At 59.5% G+C, this 24,376-nt stretch carries 20 protein-coding genes; 3 read left to right on the forward strand and 17 right to left on the reverse strand.

Annotated elements, in window-relative coordinates; genetic code table 11:
- Positions 1 to 53: 53 nt before the first annotated feature.
- The 16 genes from ABH912_RS25000 to dksA form a co-directional block, all read right to left on the reverse strand.
- Positions 54 to 350: a DUF2845 domain-containing protein gene (locus ABH912_RS25000; protein ID WP_033054342.1), complete on the reverse strand. Its 297-nt coding sequence runs from the start codon at positions 348 to 350 to the stop codon at positions 54 to 56.
- A complete protein-coding gene (locus ABH912_RS25005; protein WP_429511891.1) occupies positions 350 to 3,289 on the reverse strand; it encodes a DUF748 domain-containing protein in 2,940 nt (979 codons plus the stop codon). The genes ABH912_RS25000 and ABH912_RS25005 overlap by 1 nt, the downstream gene beginning before the upstream one ends.
- A 105-nt stretch (positions 3,290 to 3,394) precedes the next feature.
- Complete coding sequence (locus tag ABH912_RS25010) at positions 3,395 to 4,411, reverse strand: class I SAM-dependent rRNA methyltransferase (RefSeq protein WP_008153314.1); 1,017 nt, start codon at positions 4,409 to 4,411, stop codon at positions 3,395 to 3,397.
- Positions 4,412 to 4,558: 147 nt separating this feature from the next.
- On the reverse strand, positions 4,559 to 5,425 hold the full coding sequence (locus ABH912_RS25015) for an oxygenase MpaB family protein (protein ID WP_429511892.1): 867 nt from the start codon (positions 5,423 to 5,425) through the stop codon (positions 4,559 to 4,561).
- A 65-nt stretch (positions 5,426 to 5,490) separates the two neighbouring features.
- The gene (gene acs, locus ABH912_RS25020; protein ID WP_429511893.1) at positions 5,491 to 7,428 is read right to left on the reverse strand and encodes an acetate--CoA ligase; all 1,938 of its coding nucleotides are present in this window, start codon (positions 7,426 to 7,428) and stop codon (positions 5,491 to 5,493) included.
- Between the two features lie 250 nt (positions 7,429 to 7,678).
- Positions 7,679 to 9,343: a glucose-6-phosphate isomerase gene (gene pgi / locus ABH912_RS25025; RefSeq protein WP_033054348.1), complete on the reverse strand. Its 1,665-nt coding sequence runs from the start codon at positions 9,341 to 9,343 to the stop codon at positions 7,679 to 7,681.
- Between the two features lie 230 nt (positions 9,344 to 9,573).
- On the reverse strand, positions 9,574 to 9,954 hold the full coding sequence (gene panD / locus ABH912_RS25030) for an aspartate 1-decarboxylase (RefSeq protein ID WP_008153310.1): 381 nt from the start codon (positions 9,952 to 9,954) through the stop codon (positions 9,574 to 9,576).
- Positions 9,955 to 10,043: 89 nt separating this feature from the next.
- Positions 10,044 to 10,904 carry a pantoate--beta-alanine ligase gene (panC, locus tag ABH912_RS25035; protein ID WP_033054350.1) on the reverse strand — a complete coding sequence of 287 codons (861 nt, stop codon included), beginning with the start codon at positions 10,902 to 10,904 and terminating at the stop codon, positions 10,044 to 10,046.
- Positions 10,901 to 11,701, reverse strand: a complete 801-nt coding sequence (gene panB, locus ABH912_RS25040; RefSeq protein ID WP_033054352.1) for a 3-methyl-2-oxobutanoate hydroxymethyltransferase — start codon at positions 11,699 to 11,701, stop codon at positions 10,901 to 10,903. The genes panC and panB overlap by 4 nt, the downstream gene beginning before the upstream one ends.
- A gap of 364 nt (positions 11,702 to 12,065) precedes the next feature.
- On the reverse strand, positions 12,066 to 12,557 hold the full coding sequence (gene folK / locus ABH912_RS25045; RefSeq protein WP_429511894.1) for a 2-amino-4-hydroxy-6-hydroxymethyldihydropteridine diphosphokinase: 492 nt from the start codon (positions 12,555 to 12,557) through the stop codon (positions 12,066 to 12,068).
- Positions 12,558 to 12,560: 3 nt separating this feature from the next.
- The gene (locus ABH912_RS25050) at positions 12,561 to 13,961 is read right to left on the reverse strand and encodes a polynucleotide adenylyltransferase PcnB (RefSeq protein WP_008153304.1); all 1,401 of its coding nucleotides are present in this window, start codon (positions 13,959 to 13,961) and stop codon (positions 12,561 to 12,563) included.
- A gap of 710 nt (positions 13,962 to 14,671) precedes the next feature.
- The gene (locus tag ABH912_RS25055; protein ID WP_033054354.1) at positions 14,672 to 16,108 is read right to left on the reverse strand and encodes a sigma-54-dependent transcriptional regulator; all 1,437 of its coding nucleotides are present in this window, start codon (positions 16,106 to 16,108) and stop codon (positions 14,672 to 14,674) included.
- Positions 16,109 to 16,130: 22 nt separating this feature from the next.
- On the reverse strand, positions 16,131 to 19,085 hold the full coding sequence (locus ABH912_RS25060; protein WP_197281704.1) for a sensor histidine kinase: 2,955 nt from the start codon (positions 19,083 to 19,085) through the stop codon (positions 16,131 to 16,133).
- Entirely contained in the window at positions 19,069 to 19,245 is a 177-nt protein-coding gene (locus ABH912_RS25065) for a hypothetical protein (protein WP_003176118.1), read from the reverse strand. The genes ABH912_RS25060 and ABH912_RS25065 overlap by 17 nt, the downstream gene beginning before the upstream one ends.
- A gap of 77 nt (positions 19,246 to 19,322) precedes the next feature.
- Positions 19,323 to 20,219, reverse strand: a complete 897-nt coding sequence (gene gluQRS, locus ABH912_RS25070) for a tRNA glutamyl-Q(34) synthetase GluQRS (RefSeq protein WP_033054356.1) — start codon at positions 20,217 to 20,219, stop codon at positions 19,323 to 19,325.
- Between the two features lie 138 nt (positions 20,220 to 20,357).
- Positions 20,358 to 20,798, reverse strand: coding sequence for an RNA polymerase-binding protein DksA (gene dksA / locus ABH912_RS25075; RefSeq protein WP_007902025.1), 441 nt, complete (start codon positions 20,796 to 20,798; stop codon positions 20,358 to 20,360).
- 332 nt (positions 20,799 to 21,130) lie between these two features.
- Between dksA and ABH912_RS25080 the strand changes: the two genes are divergently transcribed.
- Both ABH912_RS25080 and sfsA read left to right on the forward strand, forming a co-directional pair.
- The gene (locus ABH912_RS25080; RefSeq protein ID WP_033054357.1) at positions 21,131 to 22,303 is read left to right on the forward strand and encodes a pyridoxal phosphate-dependent aminotransferase; all 1,173 of its coding nucleotides are present in this window, start codon (positions 21,131 to 21,133) and stop codon (positions 22,301 to 22,303) included.
- Positions 22,303 to 23,016, forward strand: a complete 714-nt coding sequence (sfsA, locus tag ABH912_RS25085) for a DNA/RNA nuclease SfsA (RefSeq protein WP_033054359.1) — start codon at positions 22,303 to 22,305, stop codon at positions 23,014 to 23,016. Before ABH912_RS25080 ends, sfsA begins: the two co-directional genes overlap by 1 nt.
- On the opposite strand, the gene ABH912_RS25090 is transcribed toward sfsA, so the two are convergent.
- Positions 23,013 to 23,330 (reverse strand): Rieske (2Fe-2S) protein, encoded by a 318-nt coding sequence (locus ABH912_RS25090; protein ID WP_008153288.1) that lies wholly within the window; start codon positions 23,328 to 23,330, stop codon positions 23,013 to 23,015. The genes sfsA and ABH912_RS25090 overlap by 4 nt on opposite strands.
- Positions 23,331 to 23,496: 166 nt before the next feature.
- Here ABH912_RS25090 and ABH912_RS25095 point away from each other — a divergent pair, with 166 nt between their 5' ends.
- Positions 23,497 to 24,369 carry a heme/hemin ABC transporter substrate-binding protein gene (locus tag ABH912_RS25095; protein ID WP_033054360.1) on the forward strand — a complete coding sequence of 291 codons (873 nt, stop codon included), beginning with the start codon at positions 23,497 to 23,499 and terminating at the stop codon, positions 24,367 to 24,369.
- Positions 24,370 to 24,376: the final 7 nt, after the last annotated feature.

The raw sequence follows: 24,376 nt of genomic DNA on the forward strand, positions 1-24,376 counted from the left end.
GGCATTCGTGTCGGGGCCTGTTCTATTTGGGGCAACGCAAAGCAAATGTGAGGTCAGTTGCCGCGCTTGCTGGTGATCTGCTTCAAACGATTACCTTCAAAACGCAGGTACTGATACATCCCGCCGTTGGGCCCGTAGGTCCATTCCTCGACTTGAAACTCTTCCCGTCGGTTAGCGCTGCGCTTGTAGCCCAAAAAATCACGGCTGACCGGTTCACCGCATTTCTGCAGCACTTCACTGGACCTGTCTCCGACACTGACCAATTGACTGCCGCAGCGCAGGGTATCGGCTGCCGAGGCCTGACTGGCGGCCATCGCCAGAGCCAGGCTTATCATCCATTTCGCGCCCATCATTCAGCGTCCAGATGCAGCGGCGTAACCACCCGACCGTCACTTTCCGCTTCACCGAGGTTAGCGTCGATGAAGTACACGCGGTCATCGGCCAACTGACCCTTGTCGACCAGATAGTCCTTGATGCTGCTGGCGCGTTCCTGACCCAACTGACGCAACAGCACGTCGCTGGAACTCCAGAATTTGATCACGTCGGCGCGCATTTTGGCGGTGCGTTCTTCCTTGCCCAGATCCTTCCACTCGGCGGGCGGCTGCGTCTTCAGGCGCGTGCGGTAGATCCCTTCCAGCAGCGGACCTTTCTCGTTATCCGGTACTTCCAGCAATGACGCCTGGGCCGGCACCTTGTCACCGCGACGCTGGAGCATTTTGTAGTAGTTGTATTGATATTCACGTTCCAGACGCTGCTCGGCGATCAGCGGGCCATCGCTGCTGGCAGCCGCCGTGCCTTCGATTTCCAGGCGCAGGGCCGGACGTTCCTTGAGGGCCTGGGACAGTTTGACCAGTGAACCCTCGGCCTCCTTGCTCAGTTCGCTTGAGCCCGGGGCAAACGACACAGTGCCCAAATCTTCCGAACCACTCCCACTGACCAGTCCGCCAATCATTTTGAATGGCGCCGCGGCGGCTTTGACGATGAGGTTGCGCAGGGTTTGCCAAATGATAGGCATGACGCTGAACTGCGGATTGTTCAGGTCGCCGGTCACCGGCAGTTCAATGGAAATCTTGCCGTCGACGTCCTTGAGCAACGCGATCGCCAGTTTCAGCGGCAGGCTCACAGCGTCCGGACTGTCGACTTTCTCACCCAGTTGCAGCTGCTCGACCACCACTTTGTTATCGGCCTTGAGCTGGCCCTTGGTGATCAGGTAATGCAGGTCAAGATTGAGCCGGCCCTTGCGGATGCGGTAGCCGGCGAACTTGCCGGAGTAGGGCGTCAGCGTGGTCAGTTCAACACGTTTGAAACTGGTGGCGATGTCGAGGCTGGCCATCGGGTCGAACGGGTTGACTGAACCCTTGATGGTGACCGGTGCATAGCGGTCGACTTTGCCTTTGATATCGACGCTGGCCGGTTTCGCCTGACGGCTGTCGATGGTGCCGATCTGTCCGTTGAGCTGTTGCACGGCAGTGGCGAAGTTCGGGGTCAGGCTGAAGTCGGCGAAGTTGGCCGAGCCGTCGTTGATGGCGATGCCGCCAATGTGGATGCCCAGCGGTTTTTCCGTGCTGGCAGGTTTGGCTGCAGCCGTTTTGGCGCCTGAGTCGGGCGGTTGCGGAATCAGCAGATCATCGATGTTGGTGGTGCGGTCATCGTTGATCATGAAGCGCGCGTAAGGCTGGAACAGGTTGACCTTGTCGATCGACAGGCTGTCGCCGTGCTGATAATTCAGGCCTTCGAGCACCAACTGCTGCCACTTGAGAAAATCGCGGGTTTTGAGGGTGTCGAGGGTATGCAGTTGATCGACCTGAGCACGGCCGGTGACGCTGAATGCCAGCGGCTCGGTGCTTTTCAGATCGACCGTCAGATCACTGCCGAGCATGCCGCTGCGCAGTTCCAGACGAATGAACGGGTTGATATAGGACTGTGCGACGCGCAGGTCGATGTCCTTGGTTTGTACTTTTAACCTGGCGCTGACCGGGGCGAGATTGACGATACCGTCTGCCATGAGCTTGCCTTGCTTGCCCACGCCCGTATCGAGCTTGAGGTTAAAAGGCGAGCCATTGAGGCTGTCGAAATTCTGCAGGTCCAGGTTCAGCGGGCCGACGTCCAGCGCCACAGTGGGTACTGCCTTGCGGTCAGCCAGATGCACCTGGTAATCGCGCAGTTGCACGTCTTTTAGCAGCACCTGCCATGGCTTGCTCGGTGGCGCCGGGTCCGGTTTCGGTGAATCGGCGGCGGCCGGGGTGCTGGCCGGTTCGGCCTTGGCTTTGACGGCTGCTTTGGACGGTTGGCTGGCGAACAGTTTCTGCCAGTCGAGTTGCCCATCGGCTTCGAGGGCGGCCCAGGTTTCCAGCTTCTTACTGCGGATCTTGCCGACGACCACTTGCTGCTTGGCCAGGTCGACGGTGGTTTCGCTGATGTCCAGACGCTCGAGTTTCGCCAGCGGTCGACCGTCAGGTGCTTTGATCGCAAACGGCGCGATGCTGACGGCAACGTTGCTCAACAGCAGTTCGGTTTCCTTGGCCAGGTTGAGTTTGTAGTCGGTGCTGAGGCTCATGACGCCGTTTTCGAGCACCAGTGGCAGCGCGTCACGCACATAGGGCCAAAAGGATTTCATCTTGCCATTGGTGATCTTCAACTTACCTTCGGAGGCGATAGGGATCAGGCTGAAATTGCCGGTCCAGTCGATCTGTCCACCTGCCGGGCCGATGGCCACCAAGGTCATGTCGGCGCTGTCTTCAGGCAGGGTGCTGAGGTTTTTCAGTTCGAAGTCGAGTTTGTCGTAGAGGAATTCGATGGGTTCGCTGGGGCGTTGGTCCTGGAAGTGCACGACACCGCCGGCCAGTTTGATCCGCTCGATGCGCAACGGGAACGGTTTGGCGTTCGGGTCGGCCGGGGTCGGCTCACTGGCGGGGAGTTTGAACAGGCCAATCAGATTGAGCTTGCCGTCCTTGCCAAAGAGGATTTCGGTCTTGGGTTTGTCAATTTCGATATCGGACAGGTGCAGCGCCTTGGTCCAGAGGCTGTCGATCTGCAGGTTGGCGTACAGGCGTTCGAAGCCGACCTGTTCCTTGCCCGGATCGCCGATGATCAGTCCCCAAAGAGTGACTTCAAGGCTGAACGGATTGAGTTCGATCCGCTGAATCGTGGCAGGCGTCGTTGCGTAATTGGCCAATTGTTGATTGGCCACCCGCAACGCGATACCCGGCAAAATCAGAAACCCCAGCAGGCTGTAGAGGGCTAGAGCGGTCAACAGAGCGCCAATAGCGCGAATCAATCCTTTGGGCATGTGCGGCTTCATCTGTCTGAATCGGAGTGCGTTGGAGTATGGCACGCGATTCCGGTTCCGAAGTGATCATGCTTTATAGGATTTATCTGATTTTTCGGACGAATCTCAGAGCTGCAGAATCAGGGTTTTCAGCGGTGGCTGCTCATCCATTGACGGAAAATCGCCGCCCGGTTTCATCACCGTCCACTCGCGCACTGGCCGGCCGGCTTTCTCTGCACAACGCAACACTTGCTCGCGCCAGTCGTCCATGCTGACTTTTGCCAGGTTGTTGCAGCAGATCAGCACGCCATTGTCGGCGGTGGTCAGCAGTGCCGGCTTCAGCAGGCTCTGATAGTCACGCAACAGGTCGACGGTGCCGAAAGCACTCTTGGCCCAGGCCGGCGGGTCCAGCAGCACCAGGTCGTACTGACGCTGTTCCAGACGCTGATAGCTCGGCAGTTTCTGCCCACGGCGCTGGCTGATCGGCAGGCCAGCCAATTGGCGAATGGCCGGGAAGTAGTCGGACTGGATGAAGTCCATGGTCGGCAGTTGGGGATTGAGCAGGCCGTTCTCACGGCCGACGGCCAGGTTGCCCTCAGCGAAATCGAGGTTGCAGACTTCGCTCGCGCCACCGGCCGCCGCACTCAGGCCGACGCCACAGGTGTAGGCGAACAGGTTCAGCACACTTTTGTTTTTGCTGTGTTGCTTGACCCAGCCGCGCGTGTTGCGCAGGTCGAGGAACAGCAGCGGATCCTGGCCGGCGTGGCGACCGCGAACCCGGTAATTCAAGCCCCATTCGTGCCCGATCAAGTCTTGCAGGGCGGCCTCGTCGGCGCGGTAGACGGTGTCTTCACGGTCGATGCGTGAGTTGCCACGGGAGCGATCGTTGTAGACCAGCAGCGTTTCGAGGCCCAGGTGCTGATTGATGGTGTCGTGCAGTTGCAGCAGCGCATCCCGTTCCAGCGACTGGTGAAAGCTTTGCACCAGCAACTGCGGGCCGTAGCGGTCGATCGTCAGGCCGCCGGCGCCTTCCTGGCTGCCGTGGAACAGGCGATAGCAATCGGTGCCTTGCTGATGCAGCTCGGCCAGCAGGTCTTGGCGACGATCGAGGGCGGCGCGCAGCGCCTGATTCAAGGAAGACATGCTGGGCGCCTTGCAGGAGGGAATTTGGCTCGGGAGTTTAACAGCTTGAGCGATGAAGAACCTGTAGGAGCGAGGCTTGCCCGCGAAGAACGATAACGCGGTGCATCAGCCAGATCGCGTGACCTTCTTCGCGGGCAAGCCTCGCTCCTACAGTCCCATCCGTCGTTTAGCCCGGTGCACCGAACCATTACGCACCGCCCAACGCAGCATCGGCACGCTGCGATTGACGCTGGCGCGGATCAGTTTGCGTTGCAGCGGGCTCTGCCTGACACCCAGCATGTCACTGGCCCAGTCCGGCAGCAGGTCGATCCCGGCCTTCATCATCAAACCGCCGAAAGGTCTGGCCAAACGGCTGGGGGACGGGGCGTTCAACAACAGCCGTAACACCTCTCGACTGCGCTCATCGCACAGCAGTTGTGGGCGAACTCGTTCAAGGTAATCAGCAATTTCCTGGCGCGAGCGCGGCACGTCATGGGCGCCGAGCCGTTCGGCAACCAGCGCGATTTCCGCGTAGTAACGGTCCTGGTCCGCGAGGGACAGGTTCGGATTGCGGTAACGCAAATGGGCCGCGAGGAAGTTGCTGACCTCGGCCACGTGCACCCAGGTCAACAGATCGGGATCGCTGGCGGCGTAGGGCCGGCCATCCGGTGCCGTGCCGGTCACTTGCAGGTGGATGGTGCGGACTTTCTCGATCAGCCAGTCGGCGTCCTTTCGCGAACCAAACGTGGTGCCGGAAATGAACTGCCCGGTGCGACGCAGTCGGCCGATCATGTCCTCGCGGAAATTCGAATGGTCCCAGACCCCGGCCAGGGCCAGTGGATGCAGAGCTTGCAGCATCAGCGCACTGATGCCACCGATCAGCATGCTGCTGAAGTCGCCATGCACTTGCCAGCTCACCGAATCGGGGCCGAACAGGCCGGGATCACCCTTGGGGTTTTCCAGGTCGAGTTTGCCCATAGAAAGACTGGTCAGGCTCATGATCTGGGTTTCGATGCGGGTTCGAATGAATTCCATGGCGACTCAGTGGCGGAAAAGGAGGCGCGGCCATTAACGGCCGCGCAGGCTTTTGAAACAAATGATTATTGGTTCAGGCGTTTATCGACCAACTCCTGGACCACGCTCGGGTCAGCCAGGGTCGAGGTGTCGCCCAGGCTGTCCAGTTCGTTACAGGCGATCTTGCGCAGAATGCGCCGCATGATCTTGCCCGAACGGGTTTTCGGCAAGGCCGGCGCCCACTGGATCAGGTCCGGTTTGGCGAAGCTGCCGATTTCCTCGCTGACGTGAGCCAGCAGTGCTTTCTTCAGCTCGTCACTGGGCTCGGTGCCGTTCATGGGGGTGACGAAGGCGTAGATGCCCTGACCCTTGACGTCGTGCGGGTAACCGACCACCGCCGCTTCGGCGATGCTGTCGTGCAGCACCAATGCGCTTTCCACTTCTGCGGTGCCGATGCGGTGCCCGGAGACGTTGATCACGTCGTCGATGCGTCCGGTAATCCAATAGTCACCGTCTTCATCGCGCCGGGCGCCGTCGCCGGTGAAGTAGTAACCGGGGTAGGGCTTGAAGTAGGTATCGACCATGCGTTGCGGGTCGCCGTAGACGCTGCGGATCTGCGCCGGCCAGCTGGATTTGATCGCCAGTACGCCGCTGCCGGCGCCTTTGATTTCCTTGCCCACTTCATCGAGCAGCACCGGCTGCACGCCGAACATCGGTTGCGTGGCGCAACCGGGTTTGATCCGTTGAGCGCTGACCAGAGGGCTGAGCATGATGCCGCCGGTTTCGGTCTGCCACCAGGTATCGACGATCGGACAACGCTGTTCGCCGACGGCATTGAAGTACCACTCCCACGCTTCCGGATTGATGGGCTCACCGACACTGCCGAGTAATCTGAGGCTCGCGCGGGAAGTTTCCTTCAACGGTTCGGGGCCTTCACGCATCAGGGAGCGCAGGGCGGTCGGGGCGGTATAGAAAATGTTCACATGGTGCTTGTCGATCACCTGCCAGAAGCGCGCGCTGCTCGGGTAGCTCGGCACGCCTTCGAAGATCAGCGTGGTCGCGCCGTTGGCCAACGGACCGTAGACGATGTAGCTGTGGCCGGTGACCCAGCCGACATCGGCGGTGCACCAGAAGACTTCGTCGTCGCGGTAGTCGAGCACGTACTTGAAGGTCATCGCCGCTTGCAGCAGGTAGCCGCCGGTGGTGTGCAGCACGCCTTTGGGTTTGCCGGTGCTGCCGGAGGTGTAGAGGATAAACAGCGGGTCTTCGGCGTCCATCGGTTCAGGCGGGCAATCGTCACTGACGTCGCGCAGCGCCTGGTGATACCAGATGTCCCGGCCCTCGACCCAGTCCACGTCGCCCTGAGTGCGCTCGACCACGATGACGGTGCTGACGTTCGGGCAACTGAGTAGCGCCTTGTCGACCTTCTGCTTGAGCGGCACGACTTTGCCGCCGCGCACGCCTTCATCGGCGGTGATCACGGTGCGGCAGTCGGCATCGAGAATCCGGTCACGCACCGAGTCCGGGGAGAAACCACCGAACACCACCGAATGCACTGCACCAATGCGCGTGCAGGCGAGCATGGCGTAGGCGGCTTCGGGGATCATCGGCATGTAGATGCACACGCGGTCGCCTTTCTTCACGCCACGGCTTTTGAGCACGTTGGCCAGGCGACAGACGTTGTGATGAAGTTTTTTGTAGCTGATCTGAGCGGATTCGGCAGGGTCGTCGCCTTCCCAGATGATCGCGATTTGATCGCCGCGCTTTTCCAGGTGACGGTCGATGCAGTTGTAACTGACATTCAACTTGCCGCCGGCGAACCAGCTGGCCTCACCGGTTTTCAGGTTATAGCGCTGGACGGTATCCCACGGCTTGCTCCAGTCGAGAAAGCGTGTGGCCTGTTCGGCCCAGAATTCAGTGGGGTGTTCGATGGACTGGCGGTACAGGCGCTTGTAGTCGTCTTGACTTAATTGTGCAGCCCGGCGGACGGCATCGGCTTGGGGGAACGTGCTGATATCGAACATGACGGTTCCTTATTCTTGTTTTGCGACAAGTAATAAAGATGCGCCGAGTAGCGAAAGGGTTCAAGCCGAACACTGAACCAGAGGGTGTCCACTAAACAACTGTAGGAGTGAGCCTGCTCGCGATCGCGGTGGATCAGTCAACATCGATGTTGAATGAAAAATCGTTATCGCGAGCAGGCTCACTCCTACAGGTATTGGTGTTGCCCACAGAATATGTGTTGTTCACACATTCTGTGGGCGGGGCGTCAGATCAGCCGCGGTGACGGCCGCGGAAGTAGTTGATCAAGCCTTGGGTCGAAGCATCGTCAGCCGGGGTTTCTTCGCTGCCGACCAGGCGGTTGTAGACGCCTTTGCCCAGCTCTTTACCCAGTTCCACGCCCCACTGGTCGAAGGCGTTGATGCCCCAGATCACGCTTTGCACGAAGACTTTGTGTTCGTACATCGCCACCAATGCGCCGAGACGACGCGGGCTGATGCGTTCGACCACCAACGTATTGCTCGGACGGTTGCCCGGGATCACCTTGTGAGGCGCGAGCTTCTGCACCTCTTCTTCGCTCAAGCCTTTGTCGCGCAGCTCGGTTTCGGCCTCGGCAAGGGTCTTGCCGAGCATCAATGCCTGGCTTTGCGACAGGCAGTTGGCGTACAGCCACTGGTGGTGGTCGGACACCGGGTTGAAGCTGACGATCGGCACGATGAAGTCGGCCGGGATCAGTTGGGTGCCCTGGTGCAGCAACTGGTGATACGCATGCTGACCGTTGCAACCCACGCCACCCCAGATCACCGGGCCCGTGTCGGTGGACACTGGCGTGCCGTCCTGACGGACGCTCTTGCCGTTGGATTCCATGTCCAGCTGTTGCAGGTGCTTGGTGATGTTACGCAAGTAGTGGTCGTACGGCAGGATCGCGTGGCTTTGCGCGCCCCAGAAGTTGCCGTACCAGACGCCGAGCAAGGCCAGCAGCACCGGCATGTTCTGTTCGAAAGGCGCGCTCTGGAAATGCTGGTCCATGGTGTAGGCACCGGACAGCAGTTCCTTGAAGTTCGACATGCCGATGGCCAGGGCAATCGGCAAACCGATGGCCGACCACAGCGAGTAACGGCCACCAACCCAGTCCCACATCGGGAAGATGTTTTCTTCGCGTATCCCGAATGCCACCGCCGCTGCATTGTTGCTGGAGACGGCGATGAAGTGACGATACAGCTCGGCTTCCGAACCACCCTGAGCCAGGTACCAGGCGCGTGCGGCCTGGGCATTCTTCAGGGTTTCGAGGGTGTTGAAGGATTTCGACGAAACGATGAACAGCGTGGTTTCGGCACGCAGTTTCATGGTCAGTTCGTGGAACTCACTGCCGTCGATGTTCGCCAGGTAATGGCAGCGCACGCCTTTCTGGGCGTAGGACAGCAGCGCTTCGGAGACCAGCTCCGGGCCGAGGAACGAGCCACCGATGCCGATGTTCACCACGTCAGTGATCGGTTTCTCGGAGTAGCCGCGCCACAAACCGTCGTGGATACGGCCCACGAGGTCGGTGATCTGGTTCAGGACCTTGTGCACTTCCGGCATCACGTTGACGCCGTTGACCTTCAGCTTGTCGCCGACCGGACGGCGCAGGGCGGTGTGCAAGGCCGGGCGACCTTCGGAGGAGTTGACGATTTCGCCTTCGAACAGCGCTTTGATTGCGCCCTGAAGATCGACTTCGTTGGCCAGGCATACCAGCAGATCGCGGGTCTGGGCGTTGATCAGGTTCTTCGAGTAGTCGAGAAACAGGCCGCAGCTGCTGAGGGTGAATTGGGTAAAGCGCTGCGGATCGGCATTAAAGGCTTCGCGCATGCTGAAATCTTGCATGGCTTGGCGGTGGTCATTCAACGCTTGCCAGGCGGGCAGAGCGGTAACGTCTTGAGGGGTGCGGTAATACGCCATCGCTGCGGGTTTCCTTTTTACTTGAACGGCCTTTTGAACACTAAAAATACCGGAGCGCTGTGGGTGGGCGTCCGGTCAACTGCGTCGACACGATTTCATGACACAGGGCGAATACAGTAAACCTCGCGCTGCAATCTGTCTTGACTTTGTCTGACCCGTTCCCGGTACTTTTTTATACATCAAGCAGGGAACGGTCCGACAAACGGAAGGGGGGAGGGGCTAAGACGGGATCAGGCGACCTGAACCGGAATGGCATTGCTGGTATGGCTCAGTTCATTACCCGGCGCCATGTAGAGCATGCGTGGCTTGAAGTTGAGCAGCTCGGCTTCGCTGTAATGGGCGTATGCGCAGATGATCACGCGATCACCGACCTTGGCCTTGTGCGCTGCGGCACCGTTGACCGAGATCATGCGCGAACCTTCTTCGCCACGAATCGCGTAGGTGGTGAAGCGTTCACCATTGTCGATGTTGTAGATCTGGATCTGTTCGTACTCACGAATGCCGGACAGGTCCAGCCATTCGCCGTCGATGGCGCAAGAACCTTCGTAATCGAGTACAGCGTGGGTGACTTCGGCGCGATGCAGCTTGGCCTTGAGCATGATGGCGTGCATGAGTGTTTCCCCAGGTCGGAATTGAACGGCGGGCCGCGACCACAGGCGCAGGCTGCAATCCTGCCGTTCAATTTTTTGATTTTGTTTTTTTAAACCGTAGCGTCGAGGTTCAGGTGCAGGTTATCGATCAACCGCGTAGTGCCAAGAAACGCTGCCACCAGAATCACCAGATCCCGATCTTGCGCCGTTGCCGGGCGCAAGGTCTGGGCATGACGAATTTCCAGGTAGTCAGGACGCAAACCCGCCGCTTCAAGCTGCTTGATCTGCGCGTCGATCAACGCAGGGAAATCCCGTTCGCCCTGTTTGATTGCGTCGGCAATCTGGCTCAAGCCGCGATACACAACCGGCGCAACGGCCCGCTGTTCTTCGCTGAGGAAACCATTGCGCGATGACAACGCCAGGCCATCGGCTGCACGTACCGTCGGTTCGCCGATGATCTGGATCGGCATGTTCAGGTCATGCACCAGGGCGCGGATCACCGCCAGTTGCTGGAAGTCTTTCTGGCCGAAGATCGCCAGGTCCGGCTGGACCATGTTGAACAGCTTGGTGACCACCGTCGCCACACCTTCGAAATGCCCGGGACGGCTGGCGCCGCAGAGGCCTTCGGAGAGTTGCGGAACGCTGACGCGGGTCTGGCCGACCATGCCGTCGGGGTACATTTCTTCAACGGTTGGCGCGAACAGCAAGTGGCAACCGGCCTGGAGCAGTTTCTCCTGATCGGCTGCCAGGGTGCGCGGGTACTTGTCGAGGTCTTCGCCGGCGCCGAACTGCAACGGGTTGACGAAAATGCTCGCGACCACGAAATCCACCCGTTGGGTGGCTTTGGTCACCAGTGCCACATGACCGCTGTGCAGGTTGCCCATGGTCGGCACGAAGCCGATGCGCTTGCCTTCACTGCGGGCACGGGCCACGGCGGCCCGCAATTCGCGTACGGTTTTTACGGTGTTCATGCAGAGAATCCGTGTTCGATACCAGGGAAAGTCGCCGCTTTGACTTCAGTGACGTACGCACCAAGCGCCGCTTGAATGTTTTGTTGCCCGGCCATGAAGTTCTTCACGAACTTCGGCACACGGCCAGTGATCGACAGGCCGAGCATATCGTGCAGAACCAGTACCTGGCCGTCAGTGCCACTGCCGGCGCCGATGCCGATCACCGGGATTTTCACCGCCTGGGTGATCTCTTCGGCCAGTTCGCTCGGTACGCATTCGAGCAGCAACATCGCTGCGCCGGCCTGTTCCAGAGCGATCGCATCGGCACGCATCTGCCGCGCCTGGTTTTCGTTGCGACCCTGGACTTTGTAACCGCCGAGGATATTCACCGATTGCGGTGTCAGCCCCATGTGCGCGCACACCGGGATACCGCGTTCGGCCAGCAGACGGATCGAGTCCGCCAGCCACAGTGCACCTTCAACCTTGACCATGTGCGCACCCGCCTGCATCAACAGGGCACTGTTGGTCATGGCTTGTTCGGTGGTGGCGTAGGCCATGAAGGGCAGGTCGGCGAGGATCAATGCATCGGTGTTACCGCGTTTGACGCACGCCACGTGGTAAGCCATTTCAGCGGTGGTGACCGGCAGGGTGCTGTCGTGACCTTGCAAAACCATGCCAAGGGAGTCGCCCACCAGCAGCACTTCGACGCCAGCCTCATTGCAGGCGTGGGCGAAGGTCGCGTCATAGCAGGTCAGCATGGTGATCTTTTCACCTTTTTGCTTGAGACCTTGCAGAGTGGTCAGGGTGATGGCTGGCATGAAAAGTTCCTCATTCAGGCGCTGTGGAAACTACTGCGAGTAACGCGCGTGATTCTTCGTTAAATACAGGCGCACGGTCTGTTGTCGTGCTTTTAAGGCCTGGATTGCGCCCTTCAACGCCGTGTTGGCGGCAGCGGGACGCCTATAGTCGTGAGGAGAACTCGGGAAGTCAATTGCGTGTGTTACCGCATTGTTACGCCAGGGGTGTTACCGGGGTAACTGATGCGATTCAGCAGGATTGCCGTCGATCTTGAGCCGGGTACAAAACACTGTGGGAGCGGGCTTGCCCGCGATAGCGACTTTACATTCAACATCAATGTTGGCTGGTAGTCCGCCATCGCGGGCAAGCCCGCTCCCACAGGGATTAGCATTCTGGCTGAGGAAGTCGTTCCAGGCCGACGAACGGGCACGCTGCGAGCAATTCGCTAAGCGCGCGACCATCAGCCAGACGCAAATCCGCAGGTGCCAGTTCGGCCAGTGGATAGAGAACGAAGGCTCGTTCCTGCATATGGTAGTGAGGCACTTTGAGGCGAGGTTCATCGATCAGCCGATCACCGAACAGTACGATGTCGAGATCCAGCGTACGCGGTCCCCAGCGTACAAGGCGCTCGCGGCCCTGTCCGTTCTCGATGTCTTGCAGCGCATCCAGCAGCTCCAGCGGTGGGAGTGTACTGTCGAGGGCGGCAACCGCGTTGGTATAACGCGGTTGGCCGGGCAGCAGCGAGTCGCTCTGATAAAACCCGGAAACCCCGATCAGTTCGGTCTGCGGCAACTGCGCCAGCGCGTCGACGGCGCTGCGCAATTGTTCGGCGGGGTCAGCCAGATTGCTGCCCATGCCGATGTAGATGCGTTCCATGGATTACTCGCCCGTGGCGCTCGGTGCGCCGGCGGTGCGTTTGCGCTTGGCGCCACCGCTGCGGCGACGTTTGCGTGGAGCGCCGGTGCCGTCATCCTTGCCGCTGAGGTCGCGGATCATGTCGCGACGTTCGCTGTCGTTGGCGTCCTGATAGTCCGTCCACCATTCGCCCAGACCATCAGTCTGCTCGCCGGCGCTTTCGCGCAGCAGCAGGAAGTCGTAACCGGCACGGAACCGTGGGTTGTCCAGCAACAGGTCGGCGCGCTTGCCGCTGCGGCGTGGCAGACGCTCTTGCATGTCCCAGATCTCGCGGATCGGCATGGTGAAGCGTTTCGGAATCGCGATGCGCTGGCACTGTTCGGCAATCAACTCGTGAGCCGCTTCCTGCATCGCCGGAATCGGCGGCATGCCACGTTCTTGCAGGCGCAATACACGAGCCGGCAGGGCAGGCCACAGCAGGGCCGCAAACAGGAACGCCGGGGTCACCGGTTTGTTCTGTTTGATTCGCAGATCAGTGTTGATCAACGCTTCGCTGATCAGCGTGTGGGTATACGTCGGGTTGTATTCCAGCGCCTCGGCACTGGCCGGGAACAGCGGATCGAACAGCTGCAGGTCGACCAGCATCTCGAAGGTGTCCGCGGCATGGCCGGAGAGGAACAGCTTGAGCACTTCTTCGAACAGGCGGGCCGATGGAATCTCGCGCAGCATCGGCGCCAGTTCACGGATTGGCGCGGCGCTGTGTTTTTCGATGCCGAAATTCAGTTTGGCGGCGAAGCGCACGGCTCGCAGCATCCGAACCGGATCTTCCTGGTAGCGTTGCTTCGGATCGCCGATCAGGCGGATCAGGTGATTGCGGATGTCGTGTACGCCGTTGGCGTAGTCGAGGATGCGCTCGCTGACCGGATCGTAATACAAGGCGTTGATGGTGAAGTCGCGGCGTTGCGCGTCTTCTTCCAGTGTGCCGTAGACGTTATCGCGCAGAATGCGCCCGCTCTCGTTGCGTGAGGACTGATTGCTGTCTTCCTCTTCATCGTTTTGCGGGTGATTGGCGCGGAAGGTCGCGACTTCAATGATTTCGCGGCCAAAGTGGATGTGCACCAGCTTGAAGCGACGACCGATGATCCGCGCGTTGCGGAATTCGGCTCGCACCTGTTCAGGTGTGGCACTGGTGGCGACGTCGAAATCTTTCGGTGTGATGCCGAGCAGCATGTCACGCACGCAGCCGCCGACCAGGTAAGCCTGGTAACCGGCGTTCTGCAGGCGTTCGACGATGTTCACCGCGTAGCGACTGAATTGGGCCTTTTGCAGCGAATGTTGGCCGCTGTTGAGCACTTCAGGCGTACTGCGAATGTGTTGCGTATGACGCTTGGGAGAACGGAATGACTGGAACAGCTTCTTCAGCATGGGATGCACTGTTTGAAGGAATGTTCGGCCAAAACGAAGAATGACCGCATGATGGGCGGGGATTCTAGCATTTAGTCGGGGGATGGTGTAGGAAGCTGCGCAAGCGCTTGAAGCAGGGGCTTATAGCGGGTCTAAACGCCAGAAACTACAAGGGGAGCCGAAGCTCCCCAAGAAAGTAGTTGCGTGCTCTATTTTTATTTTTGATTCGGGCTTCTTGTTTTTGTTGAGTGCCCTCGCCATGAAGTTTTTCCTTCATGACCCTCCCAATCGGGAGCCAAGAGCAAACGGATTGCTTTGGTCGCTGTGTTGCAGTGATCTTGCGATCCAACCAGTTCGGGCTCTGTCTTGTGACAGTTTTTTGTTGTTCTCAGCCTGGTCGTGGGGCAAGCCCCAAATACAACGCCTCTCCAAAAGAATCAGTTAGCTGCGCCTCTCGCCGTCTTGTTTTTATTGTGCGTGAGTCGATACGTCTTATTTTTATTGTCTTGTGCATTGCTTGTTATTGTTCTTGTGCCAAACATATAGCAGGGTGCGTGCCAACTTTTGCGAAACCCAGCAAAACAAGGGGTTAGGCCGGCTGATGAGCTTTTCAGAGGCCAAAAAAAACCGGGGCTTCGTTACCGTAAGCCCCGGCTTCTGTTACGTGAAAAAACTGAGGTAACAGTTTTTTCACGACGTCACGTGTTACCCGCGCATCAGACAGGCGCGGTTCAGCTCTCGCTGGCCACCCCGGTCTTGCGCCGCGGAATGCCCAGGCGCTGACGGCGTTCCCACAGGCATTTGCGGCTGACCCCGAGTTTGCGGGCCAGCTCGGTTTCGGTCATGTGGTCCTGATGCTCGAGAACGAAGTGCTGGAAGTAGTCTTCCAGTGACAGGTCTTCGGTCGGCTCATGGCTATTGTTACCGGCAGCGCTGCCCTGTTGTGGGGGCAGGCCGATGAAATCGTCATCGTCCAGATCGCTCAGTTCGATGTCGATCCCCAGCAGCTCGGCGGAAATCTCCGGGCTCTCGCACAGGATGACGGCGCGTTCTACGGCGTTTTCCAGCTCTCGAACGTTACCCGGCCAGGAGTAATGACGAATCGCCTGCTCGGCATCCGGGGCGAACTTCAGATCCGTGCGGTTGACCCGCGCGCTCTGCCGCGCCAGGAACGCGTTGGCGATTTCGTTGACGTCGGCGCCACGTTCACGCAGGGCCGGCAGTTTCAGGGCGATCACGTGAAGGCGGTAATACAAGTCTTCACGGAACTGGCCGATCTTCGCCAGGCTCTTGAGGTCCCGGTGAGTCGCGGCAATCAGGCGCACATCGACTTTCTGTGACTGCACCGAGCCCACACGACGAATTTCACCTTCCTGCAGCACGCGCAACAGGCGGGCCTGGGCTTCCAGAGGCAGTTCGCCGATTTCGTCGAGGAACAAGGTGCCGCCGTCTGCCGCTTCTACCAGACCTGCACGCCCGGCGCTGGCGCCAGTGAACGCGCCTTTTTCGTGGCCGAACAGTTCGGACTCGATCAGGCTTTCCGGAATGGCCGCGCAGTTCACCGAAATCATCGGCGCCTTGGCGCGTTTGGACAAATTGTGCAGGGCGCGCGCCACCAGTTCTTTACCGGTGCCGGATTCGCCCTGGATCAGGACATTGGAGTCGGTAGGCGCGACTTTGCGGATCTTGCTGTACAGATCCTGCATCGGCGGACAGGAACCGATGATGCCGATTTCGCCGTTGTTGTTGCTGGCGCCCGGTTTCGCGGCGCCATTACCGGCTTTACCGGCGACCGGCTCGCCGCTGGCTTGCACAGTTTGACGGTCACGCAGGATTCGCGCGACGGCCTGGAGCATTTCATCGTGATCGAAAGGCTTGGCGATGTAGTCCACCGCGCCCATCTTCATCGAGTCGACCGCCGAACGCAGGCTGGCGTAGCTGGTCATGATCAGCACCGGAGTGCCCTGGCCGAGTTTGATCAACTCGGTACCTGGCGCACCAGGCAGACGCAGGTCGCTGACGATCAGGTCGAACGAGGGAATGGTGAAGCGTTCTTGTGCTTCCTGCACTGAACCGGCTTCGCTGACCTGGTACTGGTTACGTTCCAGCAGGCGGCGCAAGGCGGAGCGGATAATTGTTTCGTCTTCGACGATCAAAATGTGCGGCATTGATTCGATACTCTCGACGGTCTCAGTTCACAGCGGACGTCGCTTCGACATGACGCGGCAAGGTCACCCGGATACGGGTGCCGCGTTGGCTTTGAACATCAGCCGGGCTGTCGATGGTGATTTGTCCATAATGCTCTTCAACGATGGAATAGACCAGTGCAAGGCCCAGACCGGTGCCTTCGCCAGGATCCTTGGTGGTGAAGAAAGGTTCGAACAATCTATCCATGATGTTCTTCGGAATACCGCTGCCTTCGTCCTCCACGATCAAATCGACCGTGTGTTCGCCGGCTTCGCTTTTGACCCGTACCGCACTGCCGGGAGGCGAGGCGTCGCGGGCATTTGAGAGCAGGTTGATCAGTACTTGCGCGAGTCGCTGCGGGTCACCTTCACACCAGTGATCGGGGTCGCACAGATTATAGAACTGCACTTCGAAATTGCGTCGGTTCAAGGCCAGCAAGCCGATGGCATCCTGCGCCACTTCGGCCAGACAGACGGGCTCATCACTGTGCTGATGACTGCCGGCGTGGGCGAAGCTCATCAGCGACTGAACGATGCGCGACACGCGTTTGGTCTGCTCGAGGATCTGCCCGCTGATTTCCTTCAGTTCACTGTCTTCTTCGCGCTCTTCGCGCAGGTTCTGCGCCAGGCAGGCGATGCCGGTGATCGGGTTGCCGATTTCATGGGCCACGCCAGCCGCGAGTCGGCCGATGCTGGCCAGCCGCTCGGAGTGCACCAGTTTGTCTTCGAGCATCTGGGTTTCGGTCAAGTCTTCTACCAGCAACACCAAGCCGCTGTTACCTGGTGCGAGCGGTTCATCGATCGCGGCTTTGTGCAGGTTCAGCCAACGGGTCTGGCCGTCGAGGGCCAAGTGCTGTTTGTGCAAATGCTCGTCCGGCAGATTGATAAAGCCTTGCAGCAGTTCTTTCCACGGATCGGCAATGGTGCTCAGGCGCGAACCCACCACACGTTGCGCGGCAATCCCGGTCAGCTCCTCCATGGCTTTGTTCCACATGAGGATTTCCTGATCCTTGGCCAGCGAGCAGACGCCCATCGGCAATTCCTGCAGGGTCTGGCGGTGATAGCGGCGCAGGGCATCGAGTTCGGCGGCAAGGCCGGTCAGGCGCGAGTGGTAATCCTCGAGGCGACTTTCGATGAAGTGAATGTCTTCGGTGACATAGTTCTCGCCGCCCGCCTTATAGGGCAGGAATGTTTCGACCATGTCTTGCGCCACGCTCGGGCCCATCAGGCCGGACAGGTTGGCTTCGATGCGGTCACGCAGGCGGCGCAAGGCATAAGGCCGGCGCTCGTCGAATGGCAGATAGAGGTCGCGCAGTGCTTGTTCAACTTCTTTCTGTGCAGCCTTGGCGCCCAAGGGTTTTGCCAACTGCGTGGCGAATTCCTGAGGCGACGCGGCGTGCAATTCGCGGCGTTGCGGGCGACGCACGTTGTCCACGGCGCAGGCTTCGGCGGCGCTGGCTTCTTCCGGGCTGGCGTTGGTGAACAGCGAGATCAGGGTGAACATCAGCACGTTGGCGGCCAGCGAAGCGATCGCGGCCATGTGCCAACTGGTGTCGTCCAGCACGTAGATCATGTTCAGCAGCGGGATGTAAAAGCCCTGCAGATTGCCAACCAGCGGCAGCAGCATGGTCACCAGCCACACCAGAATCCCCGCGAGCAAACCGGCGATGAAGCCACGGCGGTTGGCGGTCGGCCAGTACAGTACCGACAGCACGCCCGGCAGGAATTGCAGGGTGGCGACGAAGGCGACGATGCCCAGATTCGCCAGATCCTGTTCCGCGCCCAGCAGCAGGTAGAAACCGTAACCGGCCATGATGATCGCGACGATCAGCGCCCGACGGGTCCACTTCAGCCAACGGTAGATATTGCCTTCGGCCGGCGGCTGATAGAGCGGCAACACCAAATGGTTCAGCGCCATACCAGACAGGGCCAGAGTGGTGACGATGATCAAACCGCTGGCCGCCGACAATCCACCGACATAGGCCAATAACGCCAAAGCCTTGCTGTTGGCCGCGATACCTATGCCCAGCGTGAAGTATTCCGGGTTGGTGGTGGCACCGAGTTTCAGTCCGGCCCAGAGAATCAGCGGTACCGCCAGGCTCATTAGCAGCAGGAACAGCGGCAAGCCCCAGCTCGCACTGACCAGCGAGCGCGGGTTGAGGTTTTCGGTAAACGTCATGTGGTACATGTGCGGCATCACGATCGCCGAAGCGAAGAACACCAGCAGCAGCGTACGCCATGGGCCTTCCTGCAATGGCGTGTGCAAAGCGGCGAGGGCGGTCTGGTTTTGCAGCAGCCACAGTTCCAGCTGTTGCGGGCCATCGAACACGCCGTACAGCGCATAGAGACCCACGCCGCCGATGGCGATGAGTTTGATCACCGACTCGAAAGCAATCGCGAACACCAGGCCTTCGTGTTTTTCGCGAGTGGCAATGTGGCGGGAGCCGAAGAAAATCGTGAACAGCGTAATCAGTGCGCAAAAGCTTAGGGCCACGCGATGCTGCACTGGCTCGCGGGTGAGGATGCCGATGGAATCGGCCACCGCCTGAATCTGCAACGCCAGCAACGGCAGCACACCGATCAGCATGAAAATCGTGGTCAGCGCGCCGGCCCAGGTGCTGCGGAAGCGGAAGGCGAACAGATCGGCCAGCGACGACAGCTGATACGTGCGGGTGATTTTCAGGATCGGATACAAAAGCACCGGTGCCAGCAGAAACGCGCCGGAGACGCCCAGGTAGCTGGACAAAAATCCGTAGCCGTATTGATAGGCCAGGCCCACCGTACCGTAAAACGCCCACGCACTGGCATACACGCCCAGCGACAGGGTGTACGTCAGCGGGTGGCGAATGATCGCCCGGGGGATCATGCCCCGTTCGCTGACCCAGGCTACGCCGAACAGCACCGCCAGGTAGGCGGCGCTGATCAGGATCATCTGGGTCAGGCTAAAGCTCATCGGCATCTTTTTGACTCTGCAGGATGAAGGTCACGACGATCAGAATCAGCCAGAGCAGATAAGGGCGATACCAGGCGCCAGTGGCGTCGATCCACCAATCCATGATGGCCGGGGAAAACAGATAAATCCCCACTACCAGGAGCAGGACCAAGCGATAGATGTACATCCCGGCCTCTCTTTTTTATGCGCGTGCCCGATAACGTGCGGCGATGGTAACGGATGGGCGCGCCACTGCAAGTGTGATCACTGTAGTTGCGCTTCGGGCAGGTTGAGTGTGCGCGGGATCAACGCTGCATCCCAGTGGGCGATGCCCCAGTTCAACACTTCCCGTGGGGTCGCGTAAGCCAGTTCCGCACCGGGATTTTGCCCCAATGCGCGCAACGCACGCAGCAACAAGGGAGTCGCCTGATCTTCGGTCAATGGCGGCGAACGATAGGACTTGCCGAGCTTGTTGCCATCGGGCTGGGTGATCAGCGGGATATGCAGATAGCGCGGTTGCGGCAGGCCGAGCAGTTCTTGCAGGTAGAGCTGGCGCGGTGTGGAGTCGAGCAGGTCGGCGCCGCGGACGATATCGGTAATGCCTTGCCAGGCATCGTCCAGCACCACCGCCAATTGATAGGCGTAGAGCCCGTCGCGGCGACGAATCACGAAATCGCCGACCTCACGGCCCAGGTGTTGGCGGTATTCGCCTTGCACCCGGTCGATGAAGTGGTATTCCAGCTCGGGGACACGCAGGCGAATCGCAGCGTCTTTAGTGTCATGACCGGCGTTGCGGCACAGCCCTGGATAAATCCCGTGATAGGGCGCAAGTGTTTTGCGTGAGCAGGTGCATGCGTAGGCCAGGCCGTGATTGAACAGGCGATTGAGGACTTCGGCGTAGGCATCGTGCCGGTCACTCTGTCGGACCATTTCACCATCCCACTCGAAACCGTAGCTTTCCAGGGCTTCAAGGATCGCTGCTTGAGCGCCGGGCTCTTCCCGTGGCGGATCGAGGTCTTCCATGCGCATCAGCCAGCGGCCACCCACCGAACGCGCGTCGAGGTACGAGGCCAGCGCTGCGACCAGCGAACCGAAATGCAGATGTCCACTGGGCGTGGGGGCGAAGCGCCCGATGTAGGTGGGGGAAACGATGGCGGTCATGGCTGAATATTACTTTGTTGGCGCCTGATAAGCGCACGGCTTGCTCGCGATGGCGATCTTAAAGTCACAGCAGGTATCAGCGAATGTCAGAAACAAAAACGGAGCGTTCGCACGCTCCGTTTTTCGTTCAAGTCGAGATTACTTGCCGACTTGCTTTTCCTTGATTTCCGCCAGGGTCTTGCAGTCAACGCACATGTCGGCGGTAGGGCGGGCTTCCAGTCGCTTGACGCCGATTTCGACGCCGCAGGACTCGCACCAGCCATATTCTTCGTCTTCGATCAGTTGCAGCGTCTTGTCGATCTTTTTGATCAACTTGCGCTCGCGGTCGCGGGCACGCAGCTCGAGGCTGAATTCTTCTTCCTGGCTGGCACGGTCTGCCGGGTCCGGGAAGTTGGCCGCTTCGTCTTTCATGTGATCAACCGTACGGTCGACTTCCTGCATCAAGTCCTGTTTCCACTTATTCAGGATCTTGGTGAAGTGAGCGCGCATGGGCTTGCCCATGTATTCCTCACCCTTCACTTCTTTGTAGGGTTCGAAACCGCTGATCGACTGGTTTTGCTGCTTTGCTTGGGTGGGCATGAAATGGACCGCCTCTACTCTTGTAATCCATTGCGCAGGATTGCTCCATCACCGACACCTGCCGGCCCTGCGGCTGCAAGCGGGCGAACTTACCAGATCAAATCGGACCGCGCTACTCCCGGATGTCGAGGTAGTGGCCCGCTGTGCTTGCAAATGATTGCAAAGCCTTGTCTGGCGGCGCTGGAGACCTGATCAATTATTGATTTTAGTCAAACCTGAGACACTCGCTTGAGTCGTTTGAGACCAGCGTTATAACGGTCTGACCGCTTTAGGTTCTCGCTCGTTCCTGCGCTTGGGTAGAATTGGTTTTTTTTCCCGTTGAAGGAAGGCTAATGGCTCAGTCCTACAGTGCCCGCAGTCGCGCGATCGAACCTTTCCATGTCATGGCGCTGCTGGCGCGGGCCAATGAACTGCAAGCCGCTGGTCACGACGTGATCCACCTGGAAATCGGCGAACCCGACTTCACCACCGCCGAGCCGATCATTCAGGCTGGCCAGGCTGCCCTGACGGCGGGGAAGACCCGTTACACCGCGGCGCGCGGCATTCCCGAGTTGCGTGAGGCCATTTCCGGCTTTTATCAACAGCGTTACGGTTTGAACATCGACCCGCAGCGAATCCTCATCACGCCCGGTGGTTCCGGTGCGCTGCTGCTGGCCAGCGCCTTGTTGGTGGATCCGGGCAAGCATTGGCTGCTGGCGGACCCAGGCTATCCCTGCAACCGGCATTTCCTGCGGTTGGTGGAAGGCGCGGCGCAGCTTGTTCCTGTAGGTCCAGACGTGCGCTACCAGCTGACGCCGGACCTGATTGCCCGCCATTGGGATCAAGACAGCGTCGGCGCTCTGGTGGCGTCGCCAGCCAACCCGACCGGGACGATTCTGACCCGCGATGAGCTGGCGGGTCTGTCGGCTGCGATCAAGGAACGTCACGGTCATCTGGTGGTGGACGAGATCTATCACGGTCTGACCTACGGCACCGATGCTGCGAGCGTGCTGGAAGTCGATGACAGCGCCTTTGTACTGAATAGTTTTTCCAAATATTTCGGCATGACGGGATGGCGACTCGGTTGGCTGGTGGCGCCTGAAGCGGCGGTCGGTGAGCTGGAAAAACTCGCCCAGAACCTCTACATCAGCGCCCCGAGCATGGCTCAGCACGCCGCTCTGGCTTGCTTCGAACCGGCCACGATCAGCATTCTGGAAGAACGTCGCGCCGAATTCGGACGTCGTCGGGATTTCCTGCTGCCAGCCCTGCGAGAGTTGGGCTTTGGTATCGCCGTCGAGCCTGAGGGTGCGTTCTACTTGTATGCCGATATCAGCAAGTTCGGCGGCGATGCCTTCGCGTTCTGCCGACATTTCCTCGAGACCGAACACGTGGCGATTACTCCGGGTCTGGACTTCGGTCGTTATCAGGCTGGCCACCACGTGCGGTTTGCCTACACCCAAAGTCTTCCGCGCCTACAGGAAGCGGTCGAGCGGATTGCGCGCGGCTTGAAGAGCTGGCAAGGCTGATGCGTTTTCATCCTCCACTCGAAGAAGGCCGTTTGATTCGCCGTTACAAGCGTTTTCTCGCCGATATCGAAACCGTTAACGGCGAGTTGCTGACCATTCACTGCCCGAACACCGGTTCGATGCTCAATTGCCAGGTCGAAGGCGGGCAGGTCTGGTTCAGCCGTTCCAATGACCCCAAGCGCAAGTTGCCCGGTACTTGGGAAATCGGTGAAACCCCGCAGGGGCGCTTGTTTTGTGTGAATACCGGGCGGGCTAACGGCTTGATCGAAGAAGCACTGCGAGCCGGCGTCATCGCCGAATTGAACGGCTTTACCGAACTGAAGCGTGAAGTGGCCTACGGTCAGGAAAGCAGTCGCATCGACTTCCGCCTCGATTACCCGAGCGGGCCGGCTTATGTGGAAGTCAAAAGTGTCACTTTGGGCTTCGATGGTTCTTCGGTGGCAGCATTTCCCGATGCAGTGACCCAACGCGGGGCCAAGCATTTGCGCGAATTGGCGCATCTGGCCCGGGACGGAATTCGTGCGGTGCAGTTGTATTGCGTCAATCTCAGCGGCATCGACGCTGTGCGTCCTGCAGAAGAAATCGATTCGGCCTACGCCGCAGCCTTGCGTGAGGCGGTGTCGTGCGGGGTCGAGGTGCTGGCCTATGGCGTGCGTTTGACCCACGAAGAAATGGTGGTCGATCGGCGTCTGGATGTGTTGCTCAACGGTTAAAGACTGACCCAGATCCCTTGCTCGTCTTCGCGGCAGGCGACCGTGGTCAGGGACTGACCCGCGCAAGGGCCGGCGACGCATTCCCCGTCTTCAATCAGAAACAGTGCGCCGTGGGTCGCGCACTGGATCAGGCTGTTGCTGGGGTCGAGAAACTGGTCAGGCTTCCATTCCAGTCCGACGCCACGGTGCGGGCAGCGATTGATGTAGACGTAAACCTGGCCGCCCCGGCGTACGGCAAAGAGCTTCTGGCCGTCGATGTCGAAACCGCGACTGCTGGCATCGGCCAGCTCAACGCCTGCACAAAGAAACTTCATGTCTATCCTCAAGTCCTGCGGCTCGTGACTGGATATGTCCGAGCTTGACGTTCAAATGCAAACAATTATCAAATGGCTGCCTTGCCCTTCGGTTACAGATGCCAGGCGCCAAGGATACGTGGCCTGTCATTCCAATGCCCGGGAAAACCCTTAAAGGAAGCTGTTTATGCGCCTGAGTACCCGCGTTGCTGCGCTCTGTGTCGGACTCTTCGTCAGCCACCACGCCGCAGCGGCCGAGTTGCCACAACGTTGGGTCAGTGCCGGTGGGGCTTTATCGGAATGGATCAGCGCGCTGGGTGGTGAATCGAAGCTGGTCGGTGTCGACACCACCAGTCAGCACCCGGAATCGCTCAAGGCATTGCCGAGCATCGGGTATCAGCGGCAATTGTCGGCGGAGGGCATCTTGAGCTTACGCCCGCAGATACTGGTCGGCACCGAGGAAGTGGGACCGCCACCGGTACTTTCGCAAGTTCGCAGTGCAGGCGTGCAGGTCGAACTGTTCTCGGCCCAGCCGGATCTGCCGACCTTGCAGGGTAATTTGCAGCATTTGGGCAAGTTACTCGGCGCTGAAGATCAGGCTTCGCAGGTGTTTCAGATTTATCAACGGCAACTCGATCAACAAAAGATCCGAGTCACCCGGGCGCAGTTGAAGGAAAAATCGCCGGGCGTGCTGTTGTTGCTTGGCCATGCGGGCGGCAAACCGCTCATCGCCGGCAAGGACACCGCCGCCGATTGGTTGCTGCAGCAGGCCGGTGGGCACAATCTGGCCACGCATACCGGCTATAAACCCTTTTCTGTTGAATCCTTGGTCAGTCTGGATCCTGAGATGCTGGTGTTTGCCGATCGGGCACTGACCGGCGATGCGGCCCGTGCGGCGTTGTTCAAGGAGAACCCGATCCTGTCCTCGACCCGAGCGGCCAAGGACGGGCGAGTCATGGAGCTTGATCCGACCTTGTTGGTGGGGGGCTTGGGGCCGCGGCTACCCGCTGCGTTGGAAAAACTGTCTGACGCTTTCTACCCCGGTTCGGCCGGCCAATGACCATCCT

Origin of the sequence: Pseudomonas sp. BT76 TE3572 (assembly GCF_050435365.1) — a bacterium.
Taxonomy (GTDB): Bacteria; Pseudomonadota; Gammaproteobacteria; order Pseudomonadales; family Pseudomonadaceae; genus Aquipseudomonas; species Aquipseudomonas fluorescens_W.

Bases quoted from the DNA above. Each gene is read 5' to 3' on its own strand.
- ABH912_RS25000 (WP_033054342.1), bottom strand. From the start codon at position 350: ATGGGCGCGAAATGGATGATAAGCCTGGCTCTGGCGATGGCCGCCAGT.
- ABH912_RS25005 (WP_429511891.1), bottom strand. From the start codon at position 3,289: ATGCCCAAAGGATTGATTCGCGCTATTGGCGCTCTGTTGACCGCTCTA.
- ABH912_RS25010 (WP_008153314.1), bottom strand. From the start codon at position 4,411: ATGTCTTCCTTGAATCAGGCGCTGCGCGCCGCCCTCGATCGTCGCCAA.
- ABH912_RS25015 (WP_429511892.1), bottom strand. From the start codon at position 5,425: ATGGAATTCATTCGAACCCGCATCGAAACCCAGATCATGAGCCTGACC.
- acs (WP_429511893.1), bottom strand. From the start codon at position 7,428: ATGTTCGATATCAGCACGTTCCCCCAAGCCGATGCCGTCCGCCGGGCT.
- pgi (WP_033054348.1), bottom strand. From the start codon at position 9,343: ATGGCGTATTACCGCACCCCTCAAGACGTTACCGCTCTGCCCGCCTGG.
- panD (WP_008153310.1), bottom strand. From the start codon at position 9,954: ATGCACGCCATCATGCTCAAGGCCAAGCTGCATCGCGCCGAAGTCACC.
- panC (WP_033054350.1), bottom strand. From the start codon at position 10,904: ATGAACACCGTAAAAACCGTACGCGAATTGCGGGCCGCCGTGGCCCGT.
- panB (WP_033054352.1), bottom strand. From the start codon at position 11,701: ATGCCAGCCATCACCCTGACCACTCTGCAAGGTCTCAAGCAAAAAGGT.
- folK (WP_429511894.1), bottom strand. From the start codon at position 12,557: ATGGAACGCATCTACATCGGCATGGGCAGCAATCTGGCTGACCCCGCC.
- ABH912_RS25050 (WP_008153304.1), bottom strand. From the start codon at position 13,961: ATGCTGAAGAAGCTGTTCCAGTCATTCCGTTCTCCCAAGCGTCATACG.
- ABH912_RS25055 (WP_033054354.1), bottom strand. From the start codon at position 16,108: ATGCCGCACATTTTGATCGTCGAAGACGAAACAATTATCCGCTCCGCC.
- ABH912_RS25060 (WP_197281704.1), bottom strand. From the start codon at position 19,085: ATGCCGATGAGCTTTAGCCTGACCCAGATGATCCTGATCAGCGCCGCC.
- ABH912_RS25065 (WP_003176118.1), bottom strand. From the start codon at position 19,245: ATGTACATCTATCGCTTGGTCCTGCTCCTGGTAGTGGGGATTTATCTG.
- gluQRS (WP_033054356.1), bottom strand. From the start codon at position 20,219: ATGACCGCCATCGTTTCCCCCACCTACATCGGGCGCTTCGCCCCCACG.
- dksA (WP_007902025.1), bottom strand. From the start codon at position 20,798: ATGCCCACCCAAGCAAAGCAGCAAAACCAGTCGATCAGCGGTTTCGAA.
- ABH912_RS25080 (WP_033054357.1), top strand. From the start codon at position 21,131: ATGGCTCAGTCCTACAGTGCCCGCAGTCGCGCGATCGAACCTTTCCAT.
- sfsA (WP_033054359.1), top strand. From the start codon at position 22,303: ATGCGTTTTCATCCTCCACTCGAAGAAGGCCGTTTGATTCGCCGTTAC.
- ABH912_RS25090 (WP_008153288.1), bottom strand. From the start codon at position 23,330: ATGAAGTTTCTTTGTGCAGGCGTTGAGCTGGCCGATGCCAGCAGTCGC.
- ABH912_RS25095 (WP_033054360.1), top strand. From the start codon at position 23,497: ATGCGCCTGAGTACCCGCGTTGCTGCGCTCTGTGTCGGACTCTTCGTC.